The sequence below is a fragment of the Pseudarthrobacter sp. N5 genome, from assembly GCF_050157035.1.
GTDB lineage: Bacteria > Actinomycetota > Actinomycetes > Actinomycetales > Micrococcaceae > Arthrobacter.
Window position 1 is genome coordinate 2,374,760 of the sequence record NZ_CP189593.1, and the last position, 16,746, is coordinate 2,391,505.

The following is a 16,746-nucleotide window of genomic DNA, read 5'->3' on the forward strand; positions in this document are numbered from 1 at the left end:
GGGTCACGGCGATTGTTCGCGTGACAGATTCATTCCCGTGGTTCATCCGGAGGGGCGTTCTGTGCAGAAACCCCGGATTTCGATTCTCTCCCGGCTAGCGCCGGACGGCATCCTGGGAGTCGATGCCAAGTGCGGCCCGCAAATCGGTTTCCCGTTCCTGCATGCCATGCCGGACTGCGTCGGTGAAGTCGTAGATGCCGTCGGCCAGCCGGCCAACCGCACGGTTCAGACCTTCCGGGCCAAGGTTGGACTGCGCCTCGGTGATCTTGCGGAAGGCGATGACGCCGATTGCGACGCCGATTCCCATCCAGACAATTCGTTTCATTTCGGTTCTCCGGCGGGTATCAGCGGCTGCGGCGGCCGGCGGCGGGCTTTTTGCGGGCTGCGAATGCAGAACGCACACCGTAGCTGAACGCGGCTACCTTGATGAGCGGCGAGCCTACGGTGGCGGCTATGAGCGAGGACAGTGCGGAGATGTTTGCGGAGGCATCCGAGACGTTGGAGGCAATGTCGTCAACTTTTTTCAGCTGCTGGTTGGTGGTGGAAACTGTGGCCGTCACCTCGTCCAACAGCGGGGTGGCGCCATCGCTGATGGAACGGATGGACGTCCGCACCTCATCCAGAACGCGGCCGAGTTTCAGGATCGGCACGGCCAGCAGCAGCACCAGGAGCGCAAACACCCCGGCCGCGATCAGGCCGGCAATATCGCCACCAGTCATAGTCGTTCATCTCCTTGTAACTCTGCGGAACCATACCTGCCCACAAATGCAGCCTGCCTGCGTCCTGCGGATCTCCCCCAAGTACCTTACATACAAAGAAGCCCGCGGCGCTTGCCACGGGCTTCTTTGTATACGCTGCCGAAAATTTAGCGCGCGTAGAATTCGACGACGAGCTGCTCTTCGCAGGTTACGGGAACCTCGGAGCGCTTCGGGCGACGGACCAGGCGTGCCTGCAGGGCGTCAAGCTTCACGTCCAGGTAGGCCGGAACCATCGGCAGGACGTCGCGGTGTGCGCCGGCTGCTGCAACCTGAAGCGGAACCATGGACTCGCTTCGGCTGTGTACGTGGACCAGCTGGCCTTCGCCTACACGGAAGGACGGGCGGTCCACGCGGATGCCGTCAACCAGGATGTGGCGGTGCACAACCAGCTGGCGGGCCTGGGCGATGGTGCGGGCGAAGCCGGCACGCAGCACCAGGGCGTCAAGACGCATTTCGAGCAGTTCGATCAGGTTTTCGCCGGTCAGGCCCTTGGTGCGGCGCGCTTCTTCGAAGGCGCGGGTCATCTGGGCTTCGCGGATGCCGTACTGGGCGCGCAGACGCTGCTTTTCGCGCAGACGTACGGCGTAGTCGGAGTCCTGCTTCTTGCGGGCACGGCCATGCTCGCCGGGGCCGTAGGGGCGGCGCTCCATGTACTTGGCGGCCTTGGGGGTAAGAGCAATGCCGAGTGCACGCGAGAGGCGTGCTGTACGGCGAGCACGAGTGTTGTTAGCCACTTGTGTCCTTCCAATATCTGCGGTGTGTCAGTGTTACTGGCCTCCACGATGGAGAGCATCGGCCAACCGCTGCCTTTTGCTACTGGGCACAGGGCATAGCCCAAACAAAACAGCATCAGGTACTGGATTGAGTGGATTGTGCGTCCGTGCCTTGCCAGACAACGAACTATCTTACCACGCGCCCGGACTCCGACACCGGACAGGCCGGTTGCTCTGCGATCCGGTGCTCCTAGGAGCACCGGATCGCCGGATCACCGATCCGGACAGCCGTGCGTGGGTGTCAAGGGACGTTGGCTCTTGAACTCATAGGACAACAGCATATGGATGCGCAAGATGGGTTTGCCCGGTCTGTGCCGCCGGGTGGAGTCCTGGACGTTCCGCGCCCGTCAAGGCCCGAGCCGGGTCCCCGGGCGGTGCCCGATGACGGGGCCGGTAGTCCGGCCCGCACCTGGAGCCTGCAGCGGGAATGGTCCCGGCTGTTCCTCCTGATGCTGGTGGCGCTGCTGATCGGTGCCGTGTTGACGATTGTCGGCGTCCGCGGCGTGATGGGGCAAGTGCAGGCGATGGCTCAGCTGCCGCGGATGATTTTGCGCAGCCGTTCCAGCCGTACCGCAATATCCCGCTCGGCTCCGTTGGCGGTGGGTTCGTAGTAGTCGCGGCCCACCAGGTCATCGGGCGGGTATTGCTGGGTGGCCACGGAATGCGGTGCATCGTGGGCATATTTGTATCCCCGGCCATGGCCCAGTTGCTTGGATCCCGGGTAGTGGGCATCGCGCAGTGGGGCCGGTATGCCGTTTCCCAGCCCGGCCCTGACGTCTGCAATGGCCTTGTTAATGCCCAGGTAAGCGGCGTTGGACTTGGGTGCAGTGGCCAGGTGGACCACGGCCTCGGCCAGGACAATTCGTCCTTCGGGCATGCCGATCAACTGCACGGCCTGGGCCGCAGCGACCGCGGTCTGGAGCGCCGTTGGATCAGCCATACCCACATCCTCAGCCGCAGAGATGACGATGCGGCGTGCCACGAACCGGGGATCCTCCCCCGCTTCGAGCATGCGGGCCAGGTAGTGCAGGGCGGCGTCCACGTCCGAGCCCCGGATTGATTTGATGAAGGCGCTGGCGACGTCATAGTGCTGGTCCCCTGCCCGGTCGTAGCGGACGGCTGCCACGTCAAGGGCACGTTCGGTGTGGCGAAGCTCAACACCGACGGCGGTGCCGGCGTCGGCGTCGTCCGCATCGCCGAATGCCACCCCGGCCGCTGCTTCGAGGGCCGTCAGGGCGCGCCGTGCGTCGCCGCCGGAGAGCCTGACGAGGTGGGCCATCGCATCGGTGCTGAGTTCGACCTTGCTGTTGAGGCCACGGACGTCCGTCACGGCCTTCGCGAGAAGCCCCTCGATGTCGGCGTCGGTGAGTGGCCTCAACGTCAGCAGCAGGGACCGCGAGAGCAGCGGCGAGACAACCGAGAATGACGGGTTTTCGGTGGTGGCCGCGACGAGCACCACCCAGCGGTTCTCTACGCCGGGCAGCAGCGCGTCCTGCTGCGCCTTGTTGAAACGGTGGATCTCGTCCAGGAAGAGCACGGTGGTGGTCTTATAGAGGTCCCGGGCAGTCAGTGCCTCCTCCATCACGCGGCGGACGTCCTTCACCCCGGCGGTAATGGCCGAGAGTTCCATGAACTTCCGGCCGGGACCCTTGGCGATCACGTGTGCCAGCGTTGTTTTGCCCGTGCCGGGCGGTCCCCAGAGAATCAGCGAGCTCGGTCCCGCCGGGCCGGCGGCGTCCGCGCCGGCGGCCAGCTGCCGCAGGGGTGATCCCGGGCCCAGCAGGTGCTGTTGTCCCACCACATCATCGAGCGTCCGCGGCCGCATCCGGACGGCCAGCGGGCTGCGTGGAGAGGCGGGGCCGCCGGCGGTCCTGCCTGCGACGGACTCTGCGGCGTCGCCGTCGGCTTCGTCGTTGTCAGGCCCGGAGCCAAAGAGATCATCCACATAGATAGGCTACTTCTAGTTTCCCGGTGCGGATCACCGGGCGGCGCCAGGCGAACTGGCGGCACCAACGAGCAATGGAGTTCCGACCGATGGCAATCATTGACGGCAGCGCGCCCTCACGGGTGGCTTTTGTCTCCGGCGTCCGGCTTCCGGGCTGGGTGGAGCGGTTCGCCGGGAGCCACGGCGAACTGACGCAGGAGGAGCTCGACGGCGGTCTGCAGCTGCGCGCTGCGGACGGGACCGTTGCGCTGCTCCAGCCGCCGTGGCCGGTGGACGGACGGCCGGGGCATGGCGGGGATCCCGTGTCACGGCTAGCCTCGCTGGCATCCCAGACGCGCTCTGTCGCGTTGATCCTGGTCCGGCGGGGCGGCTATTCCGTGGCTGTGGCCAGCGAGGGCGCAGTACTGGCGTCCAAGACCGGCACCCGGCATGTTCAGTCCCGCACGGCTGCCGGCGGCTGGTCGCAGCAGCGCTTTGTCCGGCGGCGCGTCAACCAGGCGGATGCCCTGGTGGAAGCCGTGGCCGGCCACGCGGCCAGGATTTTCGCTGGCCACCGTATCGAGTACCTCGCGCCGGGCGGGGACCGCACCCTCGCCGAGCTGGTGCTCGCAGAACCGGCGCTGAAGAAGTATTCGGTCCTGCCGCAGCTGGCGTTCCTGGATGTCCCGGATCCGCGCGCCGCGGTCCTGAAGAAGGCGTCCTCGGATATCTGCGCCATCAGGATCCGGGTCACGGATACCTTGCCGTAGCCGCACATCACCGCCATCTCCGGCCGAGTTTTCCACAGGACCCGGAAGATGACCGCGCAGACCGCCACTTCCTGCCTAAACTCCCATTGTCTTGGGGGGAACCGCTGTGGACCTCCCCGCCAACATCTGTCCCGGGGATGAATGATGAAACGAACTACACGACGTGCAGCCGCACTCGCCGCGCTGACGCTTCTCTGCATAGCCTGCACGGACGGCGGCTGGCTGGATCAGACGCGGCTGTCATTTTTTGCAGAGGGCATCGATTCAACGCTGGCTTCGGAAGAGCGGAACAACAGTTCAATATCTGAAATGGTCAGCCGCGGCGACGAGGTTCTGGCAATACTGGACATTTCGACGCGGAATTCCGGTGGGAGGCACGCCAGCTACTCATCCGATGGCGGCGAGTCTTAGCAGCCGGTGCAGTTCGATGGGCAACACGATCCAGGAATGGAACTCATCAGCCGGGCGGCTGTCCGCAAAGATCAGTGGCTGCTGTTAGGCCACCGCAACCGCCAGGTTTATGCATATACGAGCGAGGACGGCAGGAACTTCACGCTACAGCCGGCGCCGATCTTCATTCGACCGGGGTGGGGCCAATCGCAGCGGTCGGCGCCGACCCGGGGTGGCTCCTCGCCACCTCGGCTGTTGGTTCCGGGACTGGCACGGCCATAACGCTGCACCATAGCAAGGACGGCGTGGAGTGGACCAGCAAGGACGGGGCTGCGGCCGGACTGCCCGAGGCAGGCGCCGGCTTCCAGCCACTGAGCATGGCTGCGGGAACCGGCTCAGTCCTCCTGGTCGGGCAGCAGCAGGCCAGCCGCGGCACCGGAAGCCCTTGCTGATGCTGAGCGCAGACGGCCGTGATTTCCAGGAAGAATCCATCAGCCACGATGCTCTGGAGGGTCAGGACCTGGACTTTTCAGCGATGGGCATCACAGACAGGAAGCTGATGATCGCAGGCCATACAGGTCCCTTGCAACGCCGGAAAGCATTCAGCCTTGCCTTGGACGTACCGCAACCATAGCCAGACTCCGCCACGGCGCGCGCCCCGGAATTCCCTGACAGCGGTCAGCAGCCTGTCAGAGCTCTCGTGGGGCGCGCCTGGCGGTACACGTAGCGGCCGGCCTCCACGAAGCCTGCCGCGCGGTAGAGCTCGCGGGCGGCAGTATTGGCCACCGTCACTAACAGCCAGTATCCGGCGAGACCACGGGCCGCACCTTCGCCCAGCAGCACCCGGATGATCCGGGCCGCATGGCCGCGCCGCCGGGCATCGGGCCGGGTCGCCATGCAGTACAGCCCGCCTTGCCCGTCAACCAGGGCGAGACGACCGATGGCGGCTGCACCGCCGTCGTCGTCCCTCACCAGGGCGTACAGCGAGGGGCAGCCCGTCAGGATGCCGCGGGCTATCTCCCGTTCCGGATCGCCGCCGCGGCCATTGATGCCCCACCACAGAGTCAGCCATTCGGCTGACGGCTGATCAAGAAGTTCGACGGCGGAGGCGTCAGCCCGCGGGATGCCGGCCCGGACATCGCCGGCGGAAGCTGGCTTCGCCATAACGAGGGTTTCCGATTGTCTCGTAAAGCCCTGAGCATCCAGTAACGCGTTCAGCGCACCGTGGCGGACGTCGTCGAAAATCTGGTAGATCACCGGCAGCCTGCGCTGCCGGTACCATAATGCTGCTTCCCTGGCCGCGGCTGCCGTGTCCGCCGACTCCATACGCGGCCACACCGAATTCGCCCGCTGGGTCACCCCGGACGCAGAGCGGAGTACCCACTCGCCTGTGTCGTGGCGGTCCGGCGCCGGCCATGCAGCGTCCATCAAGACCTCAAGCCCGGCAACTGACATCCGGTTATCCATACTTCTGTCCTTTACGGCAAAGGCTCCCCGGGGGTTCCCGGGGAGCCTTGTGTCCAGGCTGCTGTGTCCCTTCTGATTCGCTGACCCGGGGCTGGCCGGCTCAGCGTTCTATTCGGGTTTCTTGGCCTCGGGCTTGAAATCCACTCCGGCTTCCCTGCGCTGCTGGGCGGTGATGGGCGCAGGCGCTGCCGTCAGGGGGTCGTAGCCGCCGCCGGACTTCGGGAAGGCAATGACGTCGCGGATGGACTCGACGCCAGCCAGAAGCGCAACAACCCGGTCCCAGCCGAAAGCGATACCGCCATGCGGCGGGGCGCCGAACTTGAAGCCCTCAAGCAGGAAGCCGAACTTGGTCTGGGCGTCTTCCTTGTCGAGTCCCATCAGCTCGAACACTCGTTCCTGGACGTCGCGCTGGTGGATACGGATGGAGCCGCCGCCGATTTCGTTGCCATTACAGACAATGTCATAGGCGTAGGACAGCGCCGACTCGGGGTCCTTGTCGAAGCTGTCCATGAACTCGGGCTTGGGCGAGGTGAAGGCGTGGTGCACTGCTGTCCACTGGCCTGCGCCCACGGCCACATCGCCGGAAGCGACAGCGGCTGCGGCGGGCTCAAACATGGGTGCGTCAACAACCCAGACGAAGGCCCAGTCCTTGGGATCGATCAGGCCGGTGCGGTGCCCGATCTCCACCCGGGCTGCGCCCAGGAGTGCACGGGCAGCGGGCTTCTCCCCCGCGGCGAAGAAGATGCAGTCGCCAGGCTTGGCGCCGACGGCGTCGGCCAGCCCGGCACGTTCTGTGTCAGTGAGGTTCTTGGCCACGGGGCCGGCCAGTTCACAGTCTTCTTTGAAGAGGACGTAGGCCAGTCCCTTGTACCCACGCTGCTTGGCGAACTCCTGCCAGCCGTCCAGGGTGCGGCGCGGCTGGGAGGCCCCACCGGGCATCACCACAGCTCCCACGTAGGGGGCCTTGAACACGCCGAAGTTGGTGTCCTTGAAGAATTCGGTCAGCTCGGTCAGCTCCAGGCCGAACCTCAGGTCCGGCTTGTCCGAACCGTACCTGGCCATGGCGTCCGCGTAGGTAATCCGCTGGATGGGTGTGGGGATCTCGACGTCGATCAGCTTCCACAGCGCCTTGACGATTTTTTCGCCGAGGCTGATGATGTCATCCTGCTCCACGAAGCTCGCTTCAATGTCCAGTTGGGTGAATTCCGGCTGGCGGTCTGCGCGGAAGTCCTCATCCCGGTAGCAGCGGGCAATCTGGTAGTACTTCTCGAAGCCGCCCACCTGCAGCAGCTGCTTGAAAAGCTGCGGTGACTGCGGGAGGGCATACCAGGAACCCGGTGCCAGACGCGCGGGGACCACAAAGTCGCGGGCGCCTTCCGGCGTCGAGCGGGTCAGCGTGGGAGTCTCGATCTCTACAAAACCGTCCTGGTGCAGCAGCTCGCGGGCCACCCGGTTGGCTTCGGAGCGCAGCCGCATGTTTCGGCTGGGGCCGGGGCGGCGCAGATCCAGGTAGCGGTGCTTGAGGCGGGCTTCCTCGCCCACTTCAACGTGCTCGTCGATCTGGAACGGCAGTGGCTCAGAGGTGTTCAGAACGGTCACGGTGTCCGCCATGACTTCGATCTCACCGGTGGCCAGAGCCGGGTTTTCATTTCCGTCAGGACGCTTGGAGACTGTTCCCGTGATCTGCAGCACGTACTCGTTGCGGAGACCATGGAAAACCTCCTCCTCGCGCACCACAACCTGAGCGACGCCCGAAGCGTCACGCAGATCCACGAATGCGACACCACCGTGATCACGACGACGGCCTACCCAACCTGCCAGGGTAACGGTTTGTCCAATGTGCTCGGAGCCAAGGGACCCGAGGTCATGTGTGCGCAGCACAGCATACCTTTCAGAAAGAAGACAGAATGACGTTCAACAGAATGACGTTAAATAGGATCGTTGCGGGAACGATCCCGTTCGAGTTTACCCGTTGGAAAGGCCCCCGCTCCGCCATGACACAGCACCAGCAACTCCAACGAAGGCTCGGTGTGTGGGACGCCACGGCCATCGGACTCGGATCCATGCTGGGCGCCGGCGTGTTCGTTGTTTTCAGCCCGGCCACCGCCCTTGCCGGAAACCTGCTGATGGTTTCTGTAGTGATTGCCGGCGCCGTCGCCTACTGCAACGCCGTGGCCTCGGCCCAGCTCGCAGCCAGGTATCCGGCGAGCGGCGGCAGCTACGTGTACGGCAGGAAACAGCTGGGCGAGTGGCCCGGATTCATCGCCGGTTGGGGCTTCGTCACCGGAAAAACAGCGTCCTGCGCGGCCATGGCGCTGACGTTCGGCCACTACGTGGCGCCCGACTACGCCACAGCGGTTGCCATCGCCGCCGTGGCTGTGCTGACAGGCGTCAATCTGCTGGGAATCACCCGGACCGCGCTGCTGACGCGGATTCTCCTGGGGCTGGTCCTGGCTACGCTGGCCTTTGTGGCCGCCGCCAGCATCATCGGCCCCCATCCGGCGGGGAGCAGCCCCGGTGGAGCGCCGGTAGGGAGCGCGTGGGGGATCTTGCCTGCCGCTGGCCTGATGTTTTTCGCCTTCGCGGGATATGCCCGCATCGCCACGCTGGGCGAAGAGGTCAAGAACCCCACCAGGACAATCCCCCGCGCCATTATGGCCGCACTCGCGGCCGCCTTTGCTATCTACGTTGTGCTGGCGCTGCTGCTGCTGTCCCATCTCTCACCTTCGCAGCTAGCCGAATCGGCGTCGCCGCTCCTCGAAGCCGTCACTCACTCGCAGTTCAGAGCCGGCACCCCGCTGGTCCAGGCCGGGGCTGCCGCCGCCTGCCTTGGCGCACTCCTGGCTCTGATCACGGGCGTGGGCCGGACAACCATGGCCATGGCACGGGAGCGCGATCTTCCCACGGCCCTGGCACGCGTTGGCGGTCCGCACACGGTGCCGTTTGTGGCGGAACTGACGGTGGCCGCAGTGGTGATCGTGCTGCTGCTTACCGCTGATGTCATGACGGTTGTGGGTTTCTCAAGCTTCGGTGTGCTGCTCTACTACGCGGTGACCAACGCCGCAGCTTTCACCCTGGCCGAACGGCCGGGGAGCGCCCCCAAATGGCTCAATGCCACGGGACTGGCTGGTTGTCTCATCCTGGCCGTGACGCTGCCTCCCGCATCGGTGCTGGGCATGATCTTTGTGCTTGCCTCAGGCGTGGCCGGACGGTGGCTGGCGCTCCGCCTACGGAAGCCTCAAACGGCCACAGCCCGCTGACCCGCAGGGCGCCTGATATGTGACCCGCAGGGCACCTGATACAGAACAGTCCTGGACTTAGACGGAACTGATCTGGACCGTCAGATCCTCCGCGGGCGGCGACCAGAGTGACGGGTCTGCATCGATTTGCTCACCTGTGCGGATGTCCTTCACCTGGTGCCTGCCGTCATCGTCTGTGAACCAGACAAAGGGGATCCCTCGGCGGTCGGCAAATTTGATCTGCTTGCCGAACTTCTCAGCTTTGGCAGCCACCTCAGTGGAGATGCCGCGCCGGCGCAGTAGGCCAGCGACGTCCTGTGCGGCCGTCCAGCTGTCATCAGTGTTCAAGGCCACGAGCACAGCCGTGGGCACTGAACGGGAGGCCCTGGCGAGTTCCTGGCTAAGGATCCGGGAGACCAGGCGCGTCACACCGATGGAAAGCCCGACGCCGGGGAACGTGCGGTTACCCTTGCTGGCGAGGGCATCGTAGCGGCCACCGGAGCAAATGGAACCGAGCTGTTCGTGCCCCACAAGGACCGTTTCGACGACGGTGCCGGTGTAGTAGTCAAGACCACGGGCGATGCTGAGATCGGCAATAACCTTGCCGGGAGCCCGCCGGACTGCTGCCTCGATGACCTGCTCGAGCTCATTGAGGCCCTCTTCGAGCAATTCGTTGCTGATGCCGAGGGCGCGCACCTGGGCCACAAATGAGGTGTCTTCAGTGCGGATTCTGGCCAGCTTCAGGGCCAGTCCGGCCTGCTCATCGGTGGCTCCGAGTTCACTCTTGAGCAGTTCTGCGACTTTTCCTGCGCCGACCTTTTCGAGCTTGTCGATGCTGCGCAGCACGCCCGCCGTGTCCGTCAGGCCGATCCCCCGGTAGAAGCCTTCGGCGAGCTTGCGGTTGTTGATCCGCATCTGGAAGTCCGGGATGGGCAGCTCGCCAAGGGCCTCTGCAATTACCAGGGCGATCTCGACGTCGTAGCGGAACGGCAGTTCGCCGTCGCCCACAATGTCGATGTCAGCCTGGGTGAATTCCCGGGCGCGGCCCTCCTGCGGGCGCTCACCACGCCATACCTTCTGGATCTGGTAACGGCGGAATGGAAATGCCAGGTAGCCGGCGTTTTCCACCACGTATCGCGCAAACGGTACTGTCAGGTCGAAGTGCAGGGCCAAGGCGTTCGGATCAGACTTCGCCGCGTTGCCAGACGGATCCGGGGCGCTCCCGTCATCGTCCTGGAGGCGGCTCAACCCGTAGACCTCTTTGTCGATCTCGCCCTTGCGCAGCAGCTGTCCGACGGTTTCGACCGCCCGCGTTTCGACCGAGGAGAAACCATGCAGTTCAAAAATCCGGCGCAATGTGTCCAGCACATGCAGCTCCACCAGCCGCTCTTCGGGAAGCCACTCGGGGAATCCGGACAGGGAGGCGGTGCGTGCCATGGTGGAGTTTCTCCTCAGGTAGGCAATGTCCGGCGTCCGGACCGTTATTCCGCCCGCGACGGGGCGGCATGGGCGGGAGTACAGCCAGTCATGCATAAACTATGTGCGGCAGTCAGTTTATGCTTTCGCCGCCCGCATCTCTAATAGGGCGGCTGCCGGCATCCGGCACTGCCGCATTGCAGCCGAGCACCGGCCCCGCCACATGCGCGATCCGGTGCCCGGCCCTACCACCAGGAGGAATTTTGGCTGCCAGTTTACGCGGTGCCCGCGAAGCCAAGCGGCGCATCCAGCAGATGGAAGCGAAACGCGAGCTGCGCCGGGGGCAGGAGAAGCGACGCAAGAGAGACAACCTCATTGCCGCAGGTGCCGGCACAGCGGCGGTAATCCTCGCCGTCGTTCTTCAGCTGACTGTGTTCGCCGGAAACCCCAGCGAAGAAGAATTTGCGGCGGCTGAAGCCGGACTGACCAGCCCGTCGGCGTCAGCCACGCCATCGGCGGCCCCCACCAACGGCGCCCGTATCCCCTCACCGGACACCGCTGCAGGCAAGGTCTTCACCGGCGAACTCAAACTTAACAGCGGGACGCTGGCCGTCGAGATGGACGGCAGCAAAGCTCCGCAGGCCGCCGCCGTCTTCAAATCACTCGCCGACGAGGGCTACTACAACGGGATTGACTGCCACCGGCTGACCACCGGCGAAACGTTCAGTGTCTTGCAGTGCGGGCAGAAGACGGGCGACGGCGCCAAGGGCACGGACTACACGTGGGGACCGCTGGAAAACACTCCGGCGGACAACAGCTACCCGGCAGGAACCATTGCCGTGGCCAGGACGGATGGTAACGCCAACGGTAACGGGACCCAGTTCTTCATCGTCTATAAAGACACCGTAATACCCGCCGATGCGGCCGGGGGCTATACGGTGGTGGGCAAGGTGACGTCAGGCCTGGACGTGGTAACGAACATCGCCGCGGCAGGTATTAAGACAGGTGGCAACGCCACCGACGGCCCACCTGCGGAACCAGTCACGATAGACTCGTTCTCTCTGAAGTAACAAGCCCAAAGCCGTTGAGGCCCCGGGTGCATTACCTGAGCAGTTCCCTCCAAGCGAAAGACTTTTAGCGGTGACAGACAGTCAGAAATCCGACGAAACAGCAGCAGCCAACCTGACCGGCAGTGAGGCCCCCACGGGCGCCACCCCGGAGGCAGCAGCTGAAAGCCCAGCTACTGAAAGCGATGCAGCACCAGCAGCGGCTACCGCAGCTCCGGCTGAAGAAGAGACCCGCACCGACGAGACACCGGAGATGGCGGAGACGCTTCCCGAAGCGGCCCCGGAGGCTACCGTGGCAACCACCCCGGCACCTTCCGCACCGAAGCCGGTTCCGGCTCCGCGCCCGGCTGTCCCTTCACCGGCGGCCTTCGCCGCACGGCCCAAATCGAACGCTTCGGCGCCAACGCCGGCACCGGCAGCTGTGCCATCCGCCACCTCGCTGGCCGAAGCAGCCCGCTGGGGCCGGGTTGAAGGCGACGGCCACGTCTTCCTCACCATCGACGGCGAAGAGCACCCCGTGGGCCAGTACCCTGACGTCAGCAACGACGAGGCTTTGGGCTACTTCGCCCGCAAGTACGACGACGTTGTGGCGCAGATCCTCCTGCTGGAGCAGCGCGTAGGCTCCAAAGCACCCAGCACTGACATGCAGAAAACCGTCTCCCATCTGCGCGAACAGTTGGCCGAGCGGAACATGGTGGGCGATATCCGCTCAGCAGAAGCCCGGCTGGAGACCCTGTCGGGGCAGATCACGGCTCTTGAAAAGGCGGAGAAGACAGAACACGACGCCATCCGCACAGCAGAACTCGCTGCACGGGAAGCGATCGTTTCCGAGGCCGAGGAGATCTCCGGACACGACCCCTCGCAGATCCAGTGGAAGACATCCAGTGCGCGGATGAATGAACTCTTCGAAACCTGGAAAATTGCCCAGAAGAGCGGCGTCCGCCTTGGCCGGAGCAACGAGGACGCTCTGTGGAAGCGCTTCCGCGCCGCCCGCACCGTCTTTGACCGTCACCGGCGGGCGTATTTCTCCCAGCTGGACAGCAACAACTCTGCTGCCAAGTCGGCCAAGGAAAAGCTCATCACCGAGGCAGAGGCGCTGTCTTCCTCCACCGACTGGGGTTTCGCAGCCGGCGAATACCGCCGTCTGATGGATGAGTGGAAGGCCTCACCGCGTGCCAGCCGCAAGGACGATGACGCGCTCTGGGCACGCTTCCGGGCCGCACAGGATGTCTTTTTCACCTCGCGCCAGGCTGCCAACGACGAAATCGACCAGGAATACTCGGCGAACCTGACGGTCAAGGAAGCTCTTCTTGTCGAGGCCAACACACTGCTGCCGATCAAGGACCTGGCCAGCGCCAAGAAGTCTCTCCAGTCCATCCGAGACCGCTGGGAAGAAGCCGGAAAAGTGCCGCGTGCCGACATGGGACGCATCGAAGCCGGTCTCCGCAAAGTGGAGGACGCCGTCCACCACGCCGAAGACCAAGTCTGGCAGCGCTCCAATCCTGAGACCAAGGCGCGAACCAACAGCGCCCTGTCCCAGCTGGAATCGGCAATCGCCGGGCTTAAGGACGATCTGGCCAAGGCGGAGAAGGCGGGTGACCAGCGCAAGATCAAAGCTGCGCAGGATGCCCTCGACGCCCGTCAGGCATGGCTGGACCAGATTCAGCGTTCAGCCAGCGAACTCTCGTAGGCTGCCGGGGCTGTCATTTTGGCCCGTAGCTGCTGCTGACTAGACAGGCCCTGTTCCGGTTTTCCACATATCCGGTGCAGGGCCTGTACTCGTTAGCCGCCATGACGGCAAGATTGCTGAATGGCAACCACGTCCCGGCACCCGGCACCATCCGACCCGCCTGGAGCGCGTCCACTCCCTGGCACTGAACGTCCTGCGCAGCACATGGATCTCTACGCGCCGGGACAGATGTTCTCCTGGCCCGAGCTTCAGTCCATGGCATCCGACGGCGTGCTGACTCAGCTGTACCAGCGTGGTTACACCGTTCCCGGAGCTGCTGCCACGCCACAGCTCCGTGCCCGGGCGGCGGCGTTTGCTGTGCCGCCTTCCATCCGGCAGCGGGTTGTGGCGGGGAGGATGACGGCCGCATGGATCTACGGATGCGCACGGGAACCGGACAGGCTGGCCCTTCTGGTCGATTCCAAACGCCGGATCTCCAGCCTACGGTCCACCCGCGGCTGCACGCTCCACGAGGTCAGGCTGGGCCCGTTTGACGTCGTCAGCCTCGGCGGCCTGATGGTTTCCAGCCCGCTGAGGACCGCCGTCGACATCGCACTGCACGTGGAACCCGTACGTGCCGTACCGGCACTGCGGGAGCTGTTGGCGCGGCCGGAACTGGACGTCCGCCTGCGGCTTCTCACGTTGGCGATCGAGTCCACACCCCGGATACCCCACAAAAGGGCCGCGCTGGAAAAACTGGCTCTCCTAGCTTCGGCGCCGGTTGCCGGTGGTGCGGTAGACATCGAACACGCCATCAATCCGCCTAACGGCGCTCAGTACATGGCTGAGGTATTTGGGGTCGCCCATCTCGAAAGCAAATTTGGAGATGGCCACACGGTCAGTTGACGTGTGGACGCTGGCGGCGAGAATGTTGACGTGGTTCTCTGAGAGAATCCGCGTAACATCCGACAGCAGGGACTTCCGGTCCAACGCCTCCACCTGAATTTCGACGAGGAACACGCTGGACTGCGTAGGTGCCCAATCGACGTCTACGATCCGGTCCGGCTGATCCTTCAGATCGGAGACATTTGTACAGTCCGTCCGGTGGACCGAGACTCCCGAGCCCCTCGTGACAAAGCCCAGGATGGGGTCCGGGGGTACCGGCGTGCAACAGCGGGCCAGCTTGACCCAGACGTCACCCACACCGCGGACAACAACACCGGAATCGGAGAACCGTGTTTTGCTGACCTGCGTTGGAATGCTGACTTCGGCAAGGTCGTCTTCCGGGCGATCATTGCCGCCCAGGCTTTCAACCAGTTTCTCCATAACGGACTGCGCCGAGGTGTGGCCATCGCCAACACCGGCATAGAGGCCGGAAATATCCACATATTTGAAGTCCTCGGCTACTGCGGCCAGGGCGTCATGGGTCATCAGCCGCTGCAGTGGCATGTTCTGCTTCCGCATGGCGCGGGTCAGCAACTCTTTACCGCGGTCGATGGCCTCGTCGCGCCGTTCCTTGCTGAACCATTGGCGGATCTTATTGCGGGCGCGGGCACTCTTGACGAAGTGCTGCCAATCCTGGCTGGGGCCGGCCCCTTCAGCCTTGGAAGTGAAGATTTCCACCCAGTCGCCGTGGTTCAGCTCGCTGTTCAGCGGCACCAGCTTTCCGTTCACCCGGGCACCGATCGTACGGTGGCCCACCTCCGTGTGAACAGCGTAGGCAAAGTCCACCGGCGTTGAACCTGCGGGCAGCGCCATGACCTCGCCCTTGGGCGTGAAAACGAACACTTCCCTGGCATTGATCTCGTAGCGCAGCGAATCCAGGAACTCGCCGGGGTCCGAGGTCTCCTGCTGCCAGTCCACCAGGGATCGCAGCCACCCCATTTCCCCCTCCCGGCGGCTGCCCGGTCCAGCAGCCGTCCTGTTGGGCTGGTCCTTGTACTTCCAGTGAGCCGCAACACCGTACTCCGCCCGCCGGTGCATTTCGTGGGTACGGATCTGGATCTCCACCGGCTTGCCGCCCGGTCCGATCACCGTGGTGTGCAACGACTGGTACATGTTGAACTTGGGCATGGCGATGTAGTCCTTGAACCGCCCCGGAAGAGGATTCCAGCGCGAATGCATGGCACCCAGGGCCGCGTAACAGTCCCGGACCGAGTCCACCAGAACACGCACGCCCATTAGGTCATTGATGTCGTCAAAGTCCTTGTCGCGGACGATCATCTTCTGGTAAATCGAGTAGTAGTGCTTGGGCCGTCCGGAAATGGTCGCCTTGATCTTGGCCACTCGCAGGTCATCGGTGATCTGGTCGCGGATGACGCTCAGGCTCTTTTCCCGCTCCGGAGTCCGGTCCCCAACCATCCGGACAATCTCTTCATAGACCTTCGGATACAGGGCCGCGAAGGAGAGATCCTCGAGTTCCCACTTGATGGTGTTCATTCCCAGCCGGTGGGCCAGCGGCGCAAAAATCTCCAGGGTCTCGCGGGCTTTCCGGGCTGAGGACTCCGCTGAAACAAAGCGCCATGTCCTGGCGTTGTGAAGCCTGTCTGCGAGCTTGATCATCAGCACGCGGATGTCCTTGGCCATTGCCACAACCATCTTACGGACGGTCTCCGACTGGGCCGCCTCGCCAAAGCTGACTTTGTCCAGTTTGGTGACACCATCCACCAGCATGGCGACTTCCGGACCGAATTCCGCTGTCAGGTTGGCCAGTGTGTACGGCGTGTCCTCCACCGTGTCATGCAACAGTGCCGCCGCCAGGGTGGTGCCGGAGAGACCGAGTTCCGCAAGAATGGTCGCGACTGCCACTGGATGGGTGATGTACGGATCACCGCTCTTGCGTTTCTGCCCGCGGTGGCTTTGTTCCGCCACCACAAACGCGCGCTGGATGAGATCAAAATCCTCTTTGGGATTGTTGACGCGCACAGTCCGGAGCAGGGGTTCAAGGATGGGCGAATAGGGGGCCGCCCCCCGCCCCGTCAGCCGTGCCAGCCGGGACCTGGTGCGTTCACGCCGCCCCGGGAATGTAGCACGCGCACCGGAATTGTCCACCGGTATTCCCGGTCCAGGGCGTCCGGCAGCTACGAGCCCAGCCTGCGGACCCTGACCGTGGGCATCGTCCCCGCCTGTCGTCGGCGCCGACGTCGAACGTTCTTCCAATGCAGCACCCCTTACGACCCGTTTAATTACCCCATTCTATTCCCGAGGCAGGATACTTCGATAACCGGGGCATAAATACGAAAAAGGCCGGACGGGGTCGCTGTGGCGACGTCG

The 16,746-nt window shown here is 64.2% G+C and carries 15 protein-coding genes; 7 read left to right on the top strand and 8 right to left on the bottom strand.

Annotation, left to right across the window (positions count from 1 at the left end):
- Nucleotides 1-94: 94 nt before the first annotated feature.
- The 4 genes from ACQCST_RS11400 to ACQCST_RS11415 all read right to left on the bottom strand — a co-directional run bounded on the left by ACQCST_RS11400 (nucleotide 95) and on the right by ACQCST_RS11415 (nucleotide 3,476).
- Entirely contained in the window at nucleotides 95-325 is a 231-nt protein-coding gene (locus ACQCST_RS11400) for a DUF6167 family protein (RefSeq protein ID WP_426995899.1), read from the bottom strand.
- 19 nt (nucleotides 326-344) lie between these two features.
- A complete protein-coding gene (locus ACQCST_RS11405; protein ID WP_426995900.1) occupies nucleotides 345-719 on the bottom strand; it encodes a DUF948 domain-containing protein in 375 nt (124 codons plus the stop codon).
- 146 nt (nucleotides 720-865) lie between these two features.
- Nucleotides 866-1,492, bottom strand: a complete 627-nt coding sequence (gene rpsD, locus ACQCST_RS11410; RefSeq protein WP_426995901.1) for a 30S ribosomal protein S4 — start codon at nucleotides 1,490-1,492, stop codon at nucleotides 866-868.
- A 568-nt stretch (nucleotides 1,493-2,060) separates the two neighbouring features.
- Nucleotides 2,061-3,476: a replication-associated recombination protein A gene (locus ACQCST_RS11415; RefSeq protein WP_426995902.1), complete on the bottom strand. Its 1,416-nt coding sequence runs from the start codon at nucleotides 3,474-3,476 to the stop codon at nucleotides 2,061-2,063.
- An 89-nt stretch (nucleotides 3,477-3,565) separates the two neighbouring features.
- Here ACQCST_RS11415 and ACQCST_RS11420 point away from each other — a divergent pair, with 89 nt between their 5' ends.
- From ACQCST_RS11420 to ACQCST_RS11435, 4 genes are all read left to right on the top strand, one after another.
- The gene (locus ACQCST_RS11420) at nucleotides 3,566-4,225 is read left to right on the top strand and encodes an acVLRF1 family peptidyl-tRNA hydrolase (RefSeq protein ID WP_426995903.1); all 660 of its coding nucleotides are present in this window, start codon (nucleotides 3,566-3,568) and stop codon (nucleotides 4,223-4,225) included.
- A gap of 144 nt (nucleotides 4,226-4,369) precedes the next feature.
- The gene (locus tag ACQCST_RS11425; RefSeq protein WP_426995904.1) at nucleotides 4,370-4,636 is read left to right on the top strand and encodes a hypothetical protein; all 267 of its coding nucleotides are present in this window, start codon (nucleotides 4,370-4,372) and stop codon (nucleotides 4,634-4,636) included.
- Nucleotides 4,637-4,812: 176 nt separating this feature from the next.
- On the top strand, nucleotides 4,813-5,067 hold the full coding sequence (locus ACQCST_RS11430; RefSeq protein WP_426995905.1) for a hypothetical protein: 255 nt from the start codon (nucleotides 4,813-4,815) through the stop codon (nucleotides 5,065-5,067).
- The gene (locus ACQCST_RS11435; protein ID WP_426995906.1) at nucleotides 5,067-5,249 is read left to right on the top strand and encodes a hypothetical protein; all 183 of its coding nucleotides are present in this window, start codon (nucleotides 5,067-5,069) and stop codon (nucleotides 5,247-5,249) included. The genes ACQCST_RS11430 and ACQCST_RS11435 overlap by 1 nt, the downstream gene beginning before the upstream one ends.
- 44 nt (nucleotides 5,250-5,293) lie before the next feature.
- Here the strand turns inward: ACQCST_RS11435 and ACQCST_RS11440 are convergent, their stop codons facing one another.
- A complete protein-coding gene (locus ACQCST_RS11440; RefSeq protein WP_426995907.1) occupies nucleotides 5,294-6,082 on the bottom strand; it encodes a GNAT family N-acetyltransferase in 789 nt (262 codons plus the stop codon).
- A 108-nt stretch (nucleotides 6,083-6,190) separates the two neighbouring features.
- Complete coding sequence (gene aspS, locus ACQCST_RS11445; protein ID WP_426995908.1) at nucleotides 6,191-7,963, bottom strand: aspartate--tRNA ligase; 1,773 nt, start codon at nucleotides 7,961-7,963, stop codon at nucleotides 6,191-6,193.
- A 113-nt stretch (nucleotides 7,964-8,076) separates the two neighbouring features.
- On the opposite strand from aspS, the gene ACQCST_RS11450 reads away from it, so the two are divergent.
- Nucleotides 8,077-9,342, top strand: a complete 1,266-nt coding sequence (locus ACQCST_RS11450) for an APC family permease (RefSeq protein WP_426995909.1) — start codon at nucleotides 8,077-8,079, stop codon at nucleotides 9,340-9,342.
- Nucleotides 9,343-9,399: 57 nt separating this feature from the next.
- Here ACQCST_RS11450 and hisS read toward each other — a convergent pair whose 3' ends face one another.
- The gene (hisS, locus tag ACQCST_RS11455; RefSeq protein WP_426995910.1) at nucleotides 9,400-10,758 is read right to left on the bottom strand and encodes a histidine--tRNA ligase; all 1,359 of its coding nucleotides are present in this window, start codon (nucleotides 10,756-10,758) and stop codon (nucleotides 9,400-9,402) included.
- A gap of 242 nt (nucleotides 10,759-11,000) precedes the next feature.
- On the opposite strand from hisS, the gene ACQCST_RS11460 reads away from it, so the two are divergent.
- On the top strand, nucleotides 11,001-11,807 hold the full coding sequence (locus ACQCST_RS11460) for a peptidylprolyl isomerase (protein WP_426995911.1): 807 nt from the start codon (nucleotides 11,001-11,003) through the stop codon (nucleotides 11,805-11,807).
- A gap of 70 nt (nucleotides 11,808-11,877) precedes the next feature.
- Nucleotides 11,878-13,494, top strand: a complete 1,617-nt coding sequence (locus ACQCST_RS11465; RefSeq protein ID WP_426995912.1) for a DUF349 domain-containing protein — start codon at nucleotides 11,878-11,880, stop codon at nucleotides 13,492-13,494.
- Nucleotides 13,495-14,238: 744 nt separating this feature from the next.
- Here the strand turns inward: ACQCST_RS11465 and ACQCST_RS11470 are convergent.
- Nucleotides 14,239-16,632: a RelA/SpoT family protein gene (locus ACQCST_RS11470; protein WP_426995913.1), complete on the bottom strand. Its 2,394-nt coding sequence runs from the start codon at nucleotides 16,630-16,632 to the stop codon at nucleotides 14,239-14,241.
- Nucleotides 16,633-16,746 lie beyond the last annotated feature (114 nt).

Excerpts from the sequence above, each read along its gene's own strand:
- ACQCST_RS11400 (WP_426995899.1), bottom strand. The coding sequence starts at position 325 with ATGAAACGAATTGTCTGGATGGGAATCGGCGTCGCAATCGGCGTCATC.
- ACQCST_RS11405 (WP_426995900.1), bottom strand. The coding sequence starts at position 719 with ATGACTGGTGGCGATATTGCCGGCCTGATCGCGGCCGGGGTGTTTGCG.
- ACQCST_RS11420 (WP_426995903.1), top strand. The coding sequence starts at position 3,566 with ATGGCAATCATTGACGGCAGCGCGCCCTCACGGGTGGCTTTTGTCTCC.
- ACQCST_RS11425 (WP_426995904.1), top strand. The coding sequence starts at position 4,370 with ATGAAACGAACTACACGACGTGCAGCCGCACTCGCCGCGCTGACGCTT.
- ACQCST_RS11435 (WP_426995906.1), top strand. The coding sequence starts at position 5,067 with ATGCTGAGCGCAGACGGCCGTGATTTCCAGGAAGAATCCATCAGCCAC.
- ACQCST_RS11440 (WP_426995907.1), bottom strand. The coding sequence starts at position 6,082 with ATGGATAACCGGATGTCAGTTGCCGGGCTTGAGGTCTTGATGGACGCT.
- ACQCST_RS11450 (WP_426995909.1), top strand. The coding sequence starts at position 8,077 with ATGACACAGCACCAGCAACTCCAACGAAGGCTCGGTGTGTGGGACGCC.
- hisS (WP_426995910.1), bottom strand. The coding sequence starts at position 10,758 with ATGGCACGCACCGCCTCCCTGTCCGGATTCCCCGAGTGGCTTCCCGAA.